This is a genomic window from Gilliamella sp. LMG 34359 (genome assembly GCF_984569085.1).
Genome location: NZ_OZ474906.1, coordinates 3139328 through 3155253 on the forward strand (window position 1 = coordinate 3139328; position 15926 = coordinate 3155253).

The 15926-nt window shown below is 34.6% G+C and carries 10 protein-coding genes and 2 pseudogenes; 7 read left to right on the forward strand and 5 right to left on the reverse strand.

The genetic code is table 11. The features are described from left to right. The first annotated feature begins 67 nt into the window (after positions 1–67). Together AC5LXV_RS14360 and AC5LXV_RS14365 are read left to right on the forward strand one after the other, a co-directional pair. Complete coding sequence (locus AC5LXV_RS14360; RefSeq protein WP_493466851.1) at positions 68–1261, forward strand: MFS transporter; 1194 nt, start codon at positions 68–70, stop codon at positions 1259–1261. A 126-nt stretch (positions 1262–1387) separates the two neighbouring features. After that, complete coding sequence (locus AC5LXV_RS14365) at positions 1388–2428, forward strand: NADH:flavin oxidoreductase/NADH oxidase (protein WP_493466852.1); 1041 nt, start codon at positions 1388–1390, stop codon at positions 2426–2428. Positions 2429–2478: 50 nt separating this feature from the next. Here AC5LXV_RS14365 and AC5LXV_RS14370 read toward each other — a convergent pair whose 3' ends face one another. The 3 genes and pseudogenes from AC5LXV_RS14370 to AC5LXV_RS14380 all read right to left on the reverse strand — a co-directional run bounded on the left by AC5LXV_RS14370 (position 2479) and on the right by AC5LXV_RS14380 (position 5576). Then, positions 2479–3663, reverse strand: a complete 1185-nt coding sequence (locus AC5LXV_RS14370; protein WP_493466853.1) for an FAD-dependent monooxygenase — start codon at positions 3661–3663, stop codon at positions 2479–2481. 14 nt (positions 3664–3677) lie between these two features. Then, on the reverse strand, positions 3678–3848 hold the full coding sequence (gene tatA, locus AC5LXV_RS14375; RefSeq protein ID WP_375334964.1) for a Sec-independent protein translocase subunit TatA: 171 nt from the start codon (positions 3846–3848) through the stop codon (positions 3678–3680). Positions 3849–4494: 646 nt separating this feature from the next. Then, positions 4495–5576: pseudogene (locus AC5LXV_RS14380) on the reverse strand (IS3 family transposase). Positions 5577–6071: 495 nt separating this feature from the next. Here AC5LXV_RS14380 and AC5LXV_RS14385 point away from each other — a divergent pair. Then, positions 6072–7907 (forward strand): ABC transporter ATP-binding protein, encoded by a 1836-nt coding sequence (locus tag AC5LXV_RS14385; RefSeq protein WP_493466854.1) that lies wholly within the window; start codon positions 6072–6074, stop codon positions 7905–7907. A gap of 60 nt (positions 7908–7967) precedes the next feature. Here AC5LXV_RS14385 and dacB read toward each other — a convergent pair whose 3' ends face one another. Beyond that, positions 7968–9401 carry a serine-type D-Ala-D-Ala carboxypeptidase gene (dacB, locus tag AC5LXV_RS14390; protein ID WP_493466855.1) on the reverse strand — a complete coding sequence of 478 codons (1434 nt, stop codon included), beginning with the start codon at positions 9399–9401 and terminating at the stop codon, positions 7968–7970. A gap of 177 nt (positions 9402–9578) precedes the next feature. Here dacB and AC5LXV_RS14395 point away from each other — a divergent pair. Next, a pseudogene (locus tag AC5LXV_RS14395) lies at positions 9579–10585 on the forward strand (TerC/Alx family metal homeostasis membrane protein). A 46-nt stretch (positions 10586–10631) separates the two neighbouring features. Here the strand turns inward: AC5LXV_RS14395 and cycA are convergent. Next, positions 10632–12005 carry a D-serine/D-alanine/glycine transporter gene (gene cycA / locus AC5LXV_RS14400; protein WP_493466856.1) on the reverse strand — a complete coding sequence of 458 codons (1374 nt, stop codon included), beginning with the start codon at positions 12003–12005 and terminating at the stop codon, positions 10632–10634. Between the two features lie 198 nt (positions 12006–12203). On the opposite strand from cycA, the gene mltA reads away from it, so the two are divergent. The 3 genes from mltA to asmA all read left to right on the forward strand — a co-directional run bounded on the left by mltA (position 12204) and on the right by asmA (position 15877). Continuing rightward, complete coding sequence (mltA, locus tag AC5LXV_RS14405; RefSeq protein ID WP_493466857.1) at positions 12204–13283, forward strand: murein transglycosylase A; 1080 nt, start codon at positions 12204–12206, stop codon at positions 13281–13283. Between the two features lie 68 nt (positions 13284–13351). Further along, a complete protein-coding gene (gene dcd / locus AC5LXV_RS14410; protein WP_110432794.1) occupies positions 13352–13933 on the forward strand; it encodes a dCTP deaminase in 582 nt (193 codons plus the stop codon). Between the two features lie 33 nt (positions 13934–13966). Then, entirely contained in the window at positions 13967–15877 is a 1911-nt protein-coding gene (gene asmA / locus AC5LXV_RS14415) for an outer membrane assembly protein AsmA (RefSeq protein ID WP_493466858.1), read from the forward strand. Positions 15878–15926: the final 49 nt, after the last annotated feature.

A 15926-nucleotide genomic window follows, 5' to 3' on the forward strand; every position in this document is an offset into this window, starting at 1 on the left:
AATCTATCAGTATCCAATGATCTTTTGATATATAATTAACCATCATTTATTAGCTAACTTATTTATTATGAATAGCAAACAGGCGCTAGGTCTATCGGCATGGTTAGTATTCCTGATGGCTTTTGCCATTGGGATAACCGTCGCAAGTAATTATTATGCTCAACCACTATTGCACTCAATAACTGATGATTTACATATTGCGGTGAAACACGCTGGTTTTATCATCATGGCAGCACAATTTAGTTATGCTATAGGGTTATTATTTATCACTCCACTGGGCGATAAAATGGAACGTAAACGGTTAATACTAATCTTGATGATATTATCTACTTGTGGTTTGCTGATTAGTGCAACATCACAAAGTTTGTGGATGCTTATGCTAGGCACAGCTATGACCGGGTTATTTTCTACTGTTGCCCAAGTACTCATTCCGTTTGCGGCGACACTATCAAGTCCTGAGCATCGGGGTAAAATTGTCGGAACATTAATGAGTGGGATGTTGCTTGGTATTTTATTAGGCCGAGCATTCGCTGGTTTGGTTTCCTCAATGACTGATTGGCATTATGTGTATTGGATCGCCGCGTCAATCATGACTATTGTCACTTTGTTACTTTACTTATCGTTACCTAGTTATAAAAATACGATTAATATTAATTATTTTCAACTGCTATTCTCGATTGGATCATTATATCAACAAGAACCCGTATTGCGCATTCGATCATTATTGGCAATTATCTCCTTTGCACTATTTTCATTATTATGGACACCACTCGCTTTTGTATTAAGTAATACACCTTATCATTATTCCGATTTTATAATCGGATTATTCGGCTTAGCGGGTGCAGCAGGGGCACTCGGTTCGCCTATTGTTGGTAGGTTATCTGACAAAGGAAAAGGCTTTTTAGCTACCACCATTGGCTTAATCCTACTCCTAGCCTCTTGGCTACCACTTTCTCTTGCCGAGTATTCTCTTTTAGCCTTAATTTTAGGCGTAATTTTATTAGATTTTGCGGTACAAGTTACTCATGTATCAAATATGAACGCCATCTATCAAATTCGACCAGAAGCCCGCAGCCGAATGAATACCGGTTATATGGTAAGTTATTTTATTGGCGGCATGTTGGGCTCTATTGCTTCGACGTATTTGTATAGTAATTACGGTTGGCTGGCGATAATTATTACAGGAACGGTTTTAGGATCATTAGGTTTGTTATGTTGGTTACATTACCTTAAATCAGTTCGTCGCGCTAAAACGGTTTAATCACTAAAAAAGTGAGGAACGAGTTTTTTTAAGATTTACTCTCTTTAATTTTGCGATTTTAAACACCATATTCTATTTATCAGGCAATATAAGAATTTGCACCATTATTGAAAACAGGAGTCAGCTATGGCCAAAATTTCCTATCTTAATACGCCATTTAACGTAAAAAATTTATCACTCAAAAATCGCATTGTGATGCCACCTATGTGTCAATATCAAGCAAAAGAGGGGTTAGCTAATGATTGGCACTTTGTTCATTATGTCTCGCGGGCGATTGGTGGTGTAGGCTTAATTATTTTAGAGATGACCAATGTTGCTCCAAATGGTCGAATATCACCAAATTGTTTGGGATTATGGAATGATGAACAACGCGATCAGCTTAAACGTATCGTCGATGGGGTTCACGCACAAAATGGTAAAATCGCAATTCAAATTGCCCATGCAGGTCGAAAAGCGTTAGGCGAATCTGATGTCGTTTCCTGTTCCCCAATTCGTTATGATGGCAACGTCGAAGCTAATCCAAAATGGCAATATCAAACGCCTAGAGAATTAAGCAAAGATGAAATTGCTGATATTATCGAAAAATTCAGACAATCAACCAAACGTGCCGTGGAGGCCGGTTTTGATGCCATTGAAATCCATGGCGCACACGGTTATTTAATCCATCAATTTAGTTCACCAAAAAGCAATTTAAGAACCGATGAATATGGTCAGAATAAATTATTATTTGGTGAACAGGTGATCAAGGCAGTAAAATCAGTTATGCCAAAAGATATGCCACTGATAGTTCGTTTTTCCGCCCAAGAATATGGCGCTAATGGTTACGATGTTAATTACGGCTGCCAAATTGCCAAACGTTTTGCGCAAGCTGGTGCCGATGTGTTAGACGTCAGTGGCGGTGGTGACGGTCTGTTAGATCCAAACCATTCGCCAGAATTCCATGCTGGGTACCAAGTTTATTTAGCACGAGCAATTAGACAAGTTACTAATTTGCCGATCATCACCGTTGGTATGCTAGAAGATCCTTATGTTGCTGATTATGTACTAAGCACAGGCGATGCTGATTTAGTTGCGATTGGTCGGGGTTTATTAAAGGATCCTTATTGGCCGTTGCGAATTCCAACATCACCATTTATACCATCATCTTATCAAATCGCTTTTAAATAAGTTGATTTAATGATTATCCTGTAGCGACAGCTACAGGATTAATAAACAGATTAAATCTGCATGGCGTATTTGATCAACTGTTTCTTTAATGGTGAAAATTTATCAATAGCGTTCATGCCAACCGTTCTGACCATCTTTTTAAGGGCATTGTTACCATTAAACATATCTTGAATAGTTCGCATGGCAGTTAACATAACTAAAGCATCTTTACGACGAGTAAATTGAAATGATTTTAGGTTTTCCTGTAAACCGATATCTTTCTGTTCTTCAATAAGTTTTCTAATAGTTGCCACCAATAATGCAGAATCTTGAAATCCTAAATTAACTCCTTGTCCAGCTAATGGATGAATAGTATGCGCGGCATCACCTATTAGTGCTAACCGATGTTTGACAAATTGTTTAGCGAAGCGGGCTTTTAAAGGAAATACCATCCTAGGATTAACTAACTGACATTGCCCTACTTTATCACCGGTTAATTTAAACAGTTCTTGGCAAAAGTCAGATTCAGTCAAAGAGGTTAAAATTGCAGCTTGTTCAGGTTTAGTCGACCATACCAAACAGCTTTTATTGGCTTGCCAAAGCGGTAAAAAGGCAACAATACCATTGGGATAAAAAATCTGTCTGGCACATGCTTGATGAGGATATTGTGTCTCAACTGTTGTAATCACCGCATGGTGAAGATAATTACGTTCAAGCAGAGAAATTTTTTCATGTCTACGCAGCCAAGAGTGAGCGCCATCCGCTCCAATAATCAGTTTGGCTTGTAACCGAGTATTATCCGCTAAAGTTAAAAAGGCGTCATCTTGAGTACAATTATTATCGATAGCAGCAAGATTGAAAATAGCAATGTTAGGATTTGCTTGCGCATGTTGATAAAGATAGTGTGAGCTCAGATTATTTTCGATGATATAACCAAGATTTGGGTAACCATAATCTTTGGCATGTGCGCCAAGATGAGCTAGACCGTTTTTTTCCCAAACACCGATCTCACTAAAGGCATGAACGCGTTCGCTAGCACACAAATCATTCCAAATACCAATCTGAGAAAAATATTGCTGACTTGCGCCATTAATCGCCGAAGCTCTGATACCTATTTCATCATAGGCAAAGTTTTGATGCTCATTAACTTTAGCATCGACAATTGCTACTGTTATATTGTACTGACTAAGCGCACATGCGGTTGCCAAACCAACTAATCCACCACCAACTATGGCGACATCAAATTGCGTTTTCATATCAATAATTTGGGTTATTGCTTATCAAGCTTGTTATCATTTTCAACTTCATCATCATTCATCGCTTTTTTAAACCCTTTTAGCGCTGAACCAAGATCGGAGCCTAGATTACGTAATTTTTTAGTTCCAAAAATGAGAACCACCACGGCAAGAAATACTAAAAGATGGGGAATGCTAAATGACATAATTAAAACCTCATTTAAAGATATATCGCTATTTGAACAATTAACATCAACAAATAGATTATAAAATAATGGAAATAATTATACCCTTTTTATATTGGGATTTCATGATAAGTTAGCTTTAGATAAAAAAAAGACCCGCATAAAATATGTGGGCCAACATGAAATATAAGGAATATAAGGAAAGAAAACAATGAAAAATCCTTATTGGTTCTATTATCCATTTTTTCGTGTTTTAGTCAATGTTTTAATTAGATTTAACCCCTTTATATCAATTAATCGGAGCATATTTAATCATAAAAAAAATCAATAAAAATATATCGTTAAATATTTAAAAAAAATGAGTAAATAAAAATAGTGTTAGATAACACTAACCAATAAATTAATCCTAAACAGATCAAATAGCGAAGTACACAATCTGATATTTTGCGTCAAAATTTTTTTGTTTTAAACAAATATTAGCTTATTTAATCAATTACCAAACCAGTTTTAACCCAAAAACAGCGTTTATTGGTTTAAAAATAGTTGAATAGCACTCGTCAGGCAAAATAGTAATGAATTTATTTTAAATAACTCAGGTGAATAAAATAACTGAAAGTATAATTTATTTGTAAATACCCCATTGTTAGCACACAAACCAAGTAGAAAATCATGCTATTTGTTTCATGTTTCTATATTCAATTGGTGTCATATTATTTAATGCCTCATGCGGTCTTTCTGTATTATATATTTCTAACCACTCTTCGGTTATTTTTCTTACTTGTTCCAGATTTTTAAATATATACAAATCTAATACCTCCGTTCGATATGTGCGGTTAAATCGTTCTATATAGCCGTTTTGATAAGGACTACCAGGTTTAATATAATCTAGGGTTATTCCATGTGATTTTGCCCAGCTTGTAAATTTGTTTGAGGTAAATTCTGCGCCATTATCAACGCGTATTTTTAATGGATAACCATGATATTGAGCTAGCCTATCTAAATACCGGGTAATTCTACCTGCCGATAAACTGACCGCAATATCAATGCCTAATGCCTCTCGATTAAAGTCATCAATAACATTAAAGGTTCTAAATCGGCGGTGGTTTTGAGAACTATCACTCATAAAATCCATTGACCAACATTCTCCCAAACGACTTGGTACTGATAATGGCTCTGGATACCGTTAGGGTAATCATTTATTGCGTTTAGAACGAATATTGAGTTTTAATTGACAATAAACCCGATAAACCCGTTTATGATTCCACGTATATCCCAGTTTCCTGATTCGATGAAAACATTTAGGAAATCCCCAACGTAAATGCTTGTCTGTTATTGACTTAAGTAACGAAATAATCATAGTGTCATCTGCCGATTTAGGTTGATAGTAGTAAGCACAGCGACTTAAATTCACAATAGTGCAACTCATTTTAATTGTTATACTGTATTGTGACTGTAGTGTTTGTGCCCAACTCTTACGAACTGCCGTCGGCACTATAGCTTTTTTATTATTTCTTGTTGGAGCTGAGAGGTTAAACTTAATTCAGCATACATCTGCTTAAGTTTACGATTTTCAGCTTCCAGCTGTTTTAACCGCTTAATGTCCGATGATTGCATACCGCCATATTTATCTCGCCATTTATAAAAAGTAGAAACGGCCATACCATATTTACGGCAAAGCTCTTTAATAGGGATACCAACTTCAGCTTCTTTTAAAATGGAGACAATTTGGTGTTCCGATAATTTTTTCATATTGAAATTTTCCTTAAAATTCTACTTAAAAATATTATAGAGAATTTTCTACTTTTTTATGTACTATTTTAGAGGATAGTTACATATTGATTAAAAGAACAAATTTTTATAGCAAAAATATAGCTAACATCTGGAAATTGGATTTCAATTTGCAATAATGATGATTAACTTACTATTGAGGTACTTTAAGACTGTTTTGAAAGATACCATATTATTAAGCGAATTGTAGCCATCATCAAAGAGGATTTTGATACATTTATTAGTAATCTAGTACTTTTCAATATATAATTTGCTATTAGGAAAGCAAAAATAACTTTCCTCTTTTTTACTTTTCATTACATCAGTTTAATAGGTATATATTCAAGTGATTTTAATTCAGCTATTTTATAGTTACGTTTTGTGTCATAACGCTTAACGTGAGATTTATTTGCCCTCACTTTTGTATATCATTGGTAAATCTATCAATGAGTAACCTTTTAACTAATTAGGTCAATTATGTATCGATTTTTTGAGAAATTGGTATCACCTTATCCAAAAGATGAACCACAGCCGATGGCTAAAAGTTTTTTCAGCTTTATTTGGCAATCCACGCAAGGAACACGTTTTTTCTTGCTACTATTAATCATATTAAGTGCCCTAGCTGGTGCTTTTGAAGCTTTTTTATATGCTGCCCTTGGTAAAGTTGTTGATTGGCTGGCGGCTGTTTCAGCCGAGCAATTTTGGCAACAAGAAAAATCTACCTTAATCGTGTTCACGATAATTATATTAGCTAGCACAATTATTATTGCCTTACAAACCATTATTAAACATCAGTGTCTGGCAGGAAATTTTCCAATGCGATTGCGCTGGAATCTTCATAGATTAGTGCTAAATCAAAGCATGAGTTTCTTTCAAGATGAATTTGCCGGTAGAATTTCAGCAAAAGTCATGCAGACCGCACTTGCGATAAGGGATACCTGCTTTTTAGTGGCAGATATTTTTATCTATGTTCTGATTTCGTTCATTACCATGGCTACAATCATAGGTCAGTTAGATCTTTGGTTATTAGTTCCGTTTATGATTTGGTGTTTGGTTTATGGCATTGCGATGTATTACTTTATTCCACGCTTAAGTAGAGTGGCAAGTATGCAAGCAGATGCCCGTTCAACTATGACTGGTCGTGTGACAGACGCATATACAAATATTATGACAGTCAAGCTGTTTTCTCATGCCGGTAATGAAGCTAAATATGCACAAGAATCGATGAATGAATTTTTAGTTACCGTTAATAAACAGATGCGTTTAGTCAGTAGCTTTGAAATAGTTAATCATTTATTGTCTATTTTCTTGGTACTTGGCACTACAGGCTTATCTTTGTGGTTATGGAGCAATGCTTTAATTGGTGTCGGCGCTATTGCCACCACGACCGCTGTAGCCCTTAGATTAAATGGTTTTTCACACTGGATTATGTGGGAAATGGCGGCGTTATTTGAAAATATTGGTGTGGTTAAAGATGGTATTAACACCTTCTCGGTCGCTAAAACCGTGGTCGATCAACCTGATGCACCATCACTTAAAGTGACCAACGGCAAAATCGAATTTAAACAGATAAATTTCAGTTATGATGCTAAATTAAAAAATGCCATTATTGATAACTTAAATTTGACCATTCAACCGGGTGAAAAGATCGGCTTAGTCGGCAGATCTGGCGCCGGAAAATCAACCTTAATTAATTTATTATTACGATTTTATGATTTACAAAATGGACAGATTTTTATTGACGGTCAAGATATCACCAAAGTCAATCAAGAAAGCCTACGTGCGCAAATTGGTATGGTGACCCAAGATACTTCTCTATTACATCGTTCAGTAAGAGATAATTTATTATACGGTAATAATCATGCTACTGAACAAGAGATGATAATCGCTGCCAAAAAAGCCCATGCAGACAGTTTTATTGAAGGTTTAGTCGATGCAAATGGAAGAACTGGTTATGATGCTTTTGTTGGTGAGCGTGGCGTAAAATTATCAGGTGGACAACGTCAACGCATTGCTATTGCTCGAGTCATCCTGAAAAATGCACCAATTCTGTTATTAGATGAAGCGACGAGTGCACTTGATTCTGAAATTGAGCAAGCCATCCAAGAAAGCTTATATACCTTAATGGAAGGTAAAACTGTTATAGCTATCGCCCATCGATTATCGACGATTGCGGCAATGGATCGATTAATCGTGTTAGACCAAGGTAGAATTATTGAACAAGGAACACATCAAGAGTTACTCAGTAAAAATGGTCTTTATGCGCAACTTTGGAAACATCAAAGTGGTGGCTTTTTAGCGGATAATTTCTAACTAAAAACATAAGGGCGATGTTAGATACATTGCCCTTATCCTAGATCTAGATACTAGATATTAATTAATAAAGTTTTTATAAAATTCAGATTCAAATCGCATAACTGCACTATTTTTAGGTTCACCTTGACTATCGGCTCGATAACCTGATAACAACTGTACAAAAGCAACATAACCGCCGTCTGATTTTTGAATAAATCCAGCTAAATTATAACTGCCTTGTATATAGCCAGTTTTGGCCATAATCACTTGTTTAAATGGGAATTGATTGAAGCTTTTACGATTTTGTAAAGTTCCATCAACGCCAGCAATCGGTAATTTTTCAATAAAAGCTAATTGATTATTATTTGCTGAAATATATTGTAATATTTCCATTAATTTATTGGCGCTAACGAGATTGAGACGTGATAAACCAGAACCGTCAGCAATCACTAAGTTTTCTAAATCAATTCCCGCTTTTTTACGTAAAATCTGTTTAACCGCATCACCACCATTACGCCATGTTCCTGAAGTATTATAATAATGTGCACCTAATGTCCTAAAGATAATATCAGCATATAAGTTATTTGATTTTTTTAACATAACCGTTAATAAATCAGAAAGTGGTGCCGATTGGTTTGATGTTAATAGTGTCAATGAGCCGGTTGATTTTTGTTTTCTTTCAAAAATACGTCCTTTGTAGGATACTTTTTGTGCTTTTAGCTCGTTTTTTAACACTGTAGTAAAGTACTCGGTTGGATCCATAACCGCAAACTTTAATGGCGTTTTATTAGCATTAGAAGCAATACATCCGGATAAATAGTAACGATTTTTATCGGCAGTGACATCCAACTGACAATATCTATCATTTATATCCTTACTATTAGCTGCAATGGTTCTAACGTCACCTGAGACCATAACCGGAATACTGGATGAAACAGAAACTGACGCTTTACCACCAACCTTTCCTGGTTTAATCATCGCATAAAAGCAGTTGCTATCAATTGTTGCAGCCGATGCTGGAGCATTATAACAAGCGGTTAAATTATTCCATGACCACCCTTCTGCTTTATCATGACTAGCAAAAATGGAGGTATCTAAAATAACATCGCCTGAAATTTTCTCTACCCCTTTTTGGCGAAGGGTGCTAATCATATTTTTTAATGTTTCCCGACTAAAAGTTGGGTCACCACTCAATTTGATAATAAGATCGCCATTAAGTTGCTTATTACTGACAGATCCATTAGCGTACATTGCTGTAACAAACCGAAAATCACTGCCCAGTTCAAGTTGTGCTGCTAATGCGGTTATCACTTTTTGCGTGCTTGCCGGGTGTTTAAATTGATCACTTTTGTATTTGGCTAATGTTTTGGGTCTACCATCAACGGTTTGCACTAAAATGGATAGATCACTACCTTTAGGTAACGTTGAAATATATGGCTCAACCGATTGCGCTTGTACTAAGCATGAAAAAAAAGTAACGATTAATAAAAAAGATAACCTTATATTTGTCATGAGTTTATGCTCAAAGGATTATTAAATGTGATTAGTTAATGAGAGATAACCAATATATCTTTTTTTGATAAGCCTATCAATATATACTCAATCACTTTTAGGTTATATTTTAAATGTCATTAATTGTAATGCTTTCGAATTTCTTTCAAAAGTTAACTAAATATAGGTAACAAAGCTATGGTTCATCATTCATTAGGCTTGCCGATTGAAACAGTACTGATGTTTATCATTCTTGCTTTAACGGCAATTATAATCGATTTATACGCTCACCATAACGATAAACCCATTAGCTTAACTAGCGCAATAATGTGGTCTTTATTTTGGATTATTGTTGCTTTAAGTTTTGCACTTTATCTCTATTTTCACCATGGAAGTGAGATAGCAAGTCTATTTATTACTGGATATGTGCTTAAAAAAGCGCTTTCAGTTGATAATTTATTCGTCATAATGACGCTATTTTCATGTTTTGTTATCCCTAATAACTATCGACATCGATTAGTTTATTGAGGGATAATTGGTGACATTATTTTCCAAGCTATTTTGTCGTGATAGCTACCGGTTTATTATCTTTAGGACCTTGAGTGAAGCGATTTTTTCTATTGTTGTAGCTTTGACAGGATTTATGATGCTAAACAATCAAGGGCATGATGAAAAGATTAAAGATTATTCAGAACATTTTGCTTATCGTATCGCTAAACGTATTTTTCCTTCTTATCCCAAAATAGTTGTCATCATTTTTTATTAACCAAAAAACAATAAGACGTTGAGTTAGCTAAGTCAGAAAACAGCGATATTATTCATAAAATGTCAAAAAGTGTTTTATATGCAACCCCACTATTTTTTGTATTTTGTAGTGACTAAGTTAAGTAATGTTATGTTTGTATTTGATTCTGTTCCTGCTGTTATTACCGTCAGTCAAGAAACATTGATTATTTATTGTGTAATAATCTTTGCTATTTTGGGGCTAAGAATTATGTATTTCGTTTTAGAGGCGATGCAACAACATCTAGTACATCTTGGTAAAGCTGTAGTTTGCCTATTATTTTTTAATCGCAGTAAAACTTGCTTTGTATGCTAGTGAACATTTATTTGGGTATGGCCCGATAGTCGGCCTTTATGTAAAATTAAGCATTTTATTTTTAGGCATTATTGCAAGTTTTACTTGGCCAAATAAACATCAATAATAATGTAATGAATATCGGCAGTATACCTGCCGATTGAATAGAGTAATTATTGACGTTTTAATGAACGAATATAGTAACTGATTCCCAAAATAACAAACCATATTGGCGTTGCAATCAAGGCTTGGCAAGTATCTTTTTCAAAGGTTAACAACACAATCACAAAAGCAAAAAATACCAAGCATACGAAACACATAACGATACCCCCCGGCATTTTAAATTGTGAAGCTTGATGTAATTTAGCTTTTTTACCGCGGTAAGCAATGTAAGAAATCAAAATCATCGACCAAATAAACATAAATAAAATAGCTGAAATAGTCGTTACAATGGTAAAAGCTTCCATCACATTAGGCACTAAATAAATCAATACTACGCCACCTAATAGGCAAATACAGGAAAATAATAAACCATTAGCAGGAACTGAACGTTTGGATAATTTACCAAATTGTTCCGGTGCATCTTGTTTTTTAGCGAGACCAAATAACATTCTACTGGTTGAATAGATACCACTATTTGCCGAAGATGCCGCAGAGGTAAGAACCACAAAATTGATAATACTGGCTGCCGCAGGTAAGCCAATTAGCGTAAAGAGTTCAACAAATGGACTTTTATTCGGTGAAATAAATTCCCACGGTGTTACGCTCATGATAATAATCAAAGCAAAAACATAGAAAAAGATAATTCGTACTGGTACTGAATTAATTGCCCGCGGTAAATTTTTATTCGGATCTAGTGTTTCAGCTGCTGTTGTGCCAACAAGCTCAATCCCAACAAAGGCAAAGATTGCGATTTGGAATCCAGCAAAAAAACCCATAGTACCATGAGGGAAGAATCCACCGTAATTCCAGAGATTCGAAAACGTTGCTGTAGTATTAGTTAGTTCTGAATGATAAGCAGTGAAAACTAACACAAGGCCAATAGCAATTAAGGCTAAAATTGCGACAATTTTGATCATCGAAAACCAAAATTCAGTCTCGCCAAACATACGCACCGTCAACAAATTCAATGTTAAAAGTACGATAACCGTCAGTAGCATTGGTATCCATGCTTGTAACTCGGGAAACCAGTGTTGTGCATATCCAGCAATAGCCACAACATCAGCAATACCAGTAATTACCCAACAAAACCAATAAGTCCAACCAGTGAAAAAACCGGCCCAAGGACCTAATAAATCGTTAGCGAAATCACTGAATGATTTATAATTAAGATTGGATAATAAAATTTCACCCATTGCTCGCATAACAAAAAATAAAACAAACCCAATAATCATGTACACAAAAATAATAGATGGTCCAGCAAGACTAATCGTCTTTCCTGAACCCATAAATAATCCCGTACCAATTGCACCACTTATTGCTATTAATTGGATGTGTCTGCTGGAGAGATTTCGTTTAAGATCATTATTTGAAGACGTACTATTCATCGTGTAGATTACCTGTCGTTTTTACAATTTTTCGATTTTATAAAGAGTAAAAAACTATAAAGTCTATAGCTTTAAATCGCAAGCTGAATCGTTATGAAAACTTTTTATGACAATCTAATAATTATTGGTAGTTTCTTATAATAGAATTGTGTAGCATAGCCGGCAATAATACTTAACTAATTACAATAAATTATCAAGATGAAAGAAAATAAACTTCAACTTCATATTTATACATTACTTGTTGTATTTATTTTGTCACTGCTTACTAGTTGTCAAGGTAATTCCAACTCCCGCAGTAAACAATTTAAAGACGGAAAGTTGCCATATGATTTAAATGTTAGCTATCCACATTTGGCTACGCCGGTTAATATTACTGATTATAACATTCAAATAGAAAAACTTAAAAATACATCACCTTCGCTTTATTATAAAAACCAACATATCTATGAAGCGATAGATGTATGGATAAAGAAGTCATTAAAATCAAAGGAGTTAGCCAAAGTTGGCTTAAAAAGTTATGAAATGGCAGGCAGTGATGGATATGGTAACGTACATATTACTGGTTACTATACGCCAATTATAAAGGCCAGACACCAACCAACGGGTGAATTTAAATACCCAATTTACAAAATGCCAACCCAAAAGAAAAGAAAATTACCTAGCCGTGAACAAATTTATAATGGTGCACTGGTGAATAAAGGTCTTGAGATTGCTTATAGTAACTCTTTATTAGACAATTTTATTATGGAAGTGCAAGGTAGTGCTTATCTTGATTTTGAAGATGGTCTTCCTTTAGTTTTTTTTAGTTATGCTGGTAAAAATGGCCATAGTTATTCAAGCATCGGACGTATACTGGTTGAACAAGGTGAGATAGCCAAGGAAGATATGTCTATTCAAGCCATAAAAAATTGGGCTAAAAATAAAAGTGAAAAACAAATCAAAGAACTATTAATTCAAAACCGATCTTTTGTTTTTTTTAAACCGCAATATAATGCCGAGGTAAAAGGTGCTGCTGCGGTACCATTAGTTGCCAATGCATCGGTTGCATCAGATAAGTCATTAATCCCGACCGGATCAGTTATATTAGTTGACGTCCCACTCCTTGATAGTGACGGTCAATATCGTGGCAGGCGAGAAGTGCGTTTGATGGTCGCTCTTGACGTTGGTGGAGCAATAAAAGGACATCACTTTGATCTATACTTAGGTATTGGCGATAAAGCCGGTGAACAAGCTGGTTATTATAATCATTTTGGTCGCGCTTGGTTGATAAAACCTTAATCTATCGACATCGACGCCAACTAAAGAAACTGTTAAAATATAATTAATAGCAGAATTAAGGATAACTTATGAGATTATGTGATCGTGATATTGAAGCGTATTTAAATAGTGGTAAATTAAAAATTACGCCACAACCTGCTTTAAGTTGTATTAATGGCGCCACTGTTGACGTTCGATTAGGTAATCAATTTCGTACTTTTAAAGAACATACTACACCTTACATTGATTTGAGTGGTCCAAAAGAAGAAGTTGCGGCGGTTCTCGATCGTGTCATGAGTGAAGAAATGATATTAACTGAAGATGATGCCTTTTATTTACACCCAGGGGAACTTGCCTTAGCAGTAACACTCGAATCAGTTACAATCCCTAATGATTTAGTCGGTTGGTTAGATGGCCGTTCATCATTAGCGCGCTTAGGACTTATGGTACATGTTACCGCTCATCGCATCGATCCTGGTTGGCACGGGCAAATTGTTTTAGAATTTTATAATTCGGGAAAAATACCTGTTGCGCTTAGACCTGGTATGACTATTGGCGCCTTAAGTTTTGAAACTCTCAGTGGCCCAGCTGCTAGACCATATAATCAAAGACAAGATGCAAAATATAAAGATCAACATGGCGCTGTTGCTAGTCGTATTGATAAAGACTAATGCCGCTTATAACCTTAATAAAGGAACATTGATATGTTAAAAAAAATATTGGTAATGCTATTTATCGTAATTCTGGTTATCGTTATTAGCATTGTTTCTCTTATTGTATTTGTTGATCCTAATAATTTTCGTGGTTATATCTCACAAACAGTAAAAGATAAAACGGGTTATGAATTGACTATCGAAGGTGATCTACGTTGGCATATTTGGCCCCAAGTTAGTATATTAACGGATTCAGTTAAATTATCAGATACTGGCGCAAAAAAACCCTTAATAACCGCTGACAATATGCGGCTTGATGTTGAACTTATGCCATTATTTTCGAAAAATTTAGCCATCAAAAATGTGTTTATTAAATCGGCGATAATCAATATTACTGATGAGAGCAAGGGGGAGAATGCCAAGAATAGTACTAAAGCTATAACTAACTCTTCACCACAGCAGCCAACAACCACTGAAGATAAAAATGAAGACCAAAAAAATCCATCCAATTGGAAATTTAGCTTAAATAAATTTGAAATAGCTGATAGTACAGTAGCTTTCCAACACGATCGTGATTTGATAAATTTTAGAAATATTAATCTGTTATTAGAAAAAAATAACGAGAAAAATCTTTCTCTTGTATTCAACGGCAATATCGACAAAAACCAACAAGACTTATTTTATTCATTAAATGCCAATATCGATTTAAGCCAATTTCCGGAAAAAGCCGTTATTGATTTAAAAAAATTAGATTACACTTATAATAGCATAGCTAATAGAGGAAATGAGCTAAAAGGTAGCGCAACTGGCGTAATTAATTACCAAAATAGTCCAATGCAATTAAATAGTCAAAATCTAGCTTTTTCAATTAACGATAATAGTTTCACTAGTAATATCAATGTACGTTTTGATAATAAACCAAACGTCAATTTCCAATTAAATGCTAATAAATTAGATTTAACACCTTTTTTACAAACAAGTGAAAAATCAACTAAAAATACCCCTGTTCAACAAACTTCACCAGTTGTTTCAAATGTTTCTAAAATTAACAATGAGTTAAGTGTTCTAAATACATTTGATGGCAAAGCAAAGATAAATATTAAAGAAATTAAAGCCAACAAAATTATCCTCAACAATATGAATGTTGATGTTGTTAATCAAGACGGTATTGCGACTTTAAAAGATTTAAGTTTCAACTTTGCTAATGGACAGATAGCAGCGACGGGTATAGCTAATGGTAAACAAAAGACACCTCAAGTTAAGTTAAATACTAAAGTAAATAATATCAATTTAAATTCATTTTTTACCCAAATGAATGTGGCTTATGACCTTGATGGGGTATTCAATGCTTCTGGAGTATTAGAAACCAATACTTTATCAACTGCTAAATTATTACAAAATGTGAAAGGTAATGCGAATATCACTATTACTAACGCTAGATTAAATAATATCAACATCCAGAGTATTATCGAATCTGCCGCGGCCAAATATGGTAATGGTAATATAAATCCTGAAAACCAGAAAAAATATACTGAGTTTCATAAAATTACAGCAGGCGCTTTTATAAACCAAGGTGATATTCAACTTAATACACTCAATGCAAATTCTGAAACGTTAGATGTTATCGATGGTTCAGGAAAAGTGGGAATGGTTAATCATGATTTGGATGTTAATTTAAATATAAAAATACTTGGCGGTTGGAACAGCAAAAGTGACACTATTGCGAAGTTACAAAAAGTTACCATACCACTACGCATATATGGTCAATTTTCTAAATTACATTATCAATTAGATATCGCTAAAATACTTTCTGATGTATTTAGTGATAAACTACAAAAGCGCTTAGATAAGCTGCGTGATAAATTAGAAAATAATGATTCTAAAAATGAAGATAAAAATAATGATAAATCAAAGAATAAACATAAAGCACTTGATATTTTAGGTGAATTACTCAAAAAGTAACTTTTAAATAACATAATGAAAAGCAAAAAAGGTGAGTTAAATAACTCAC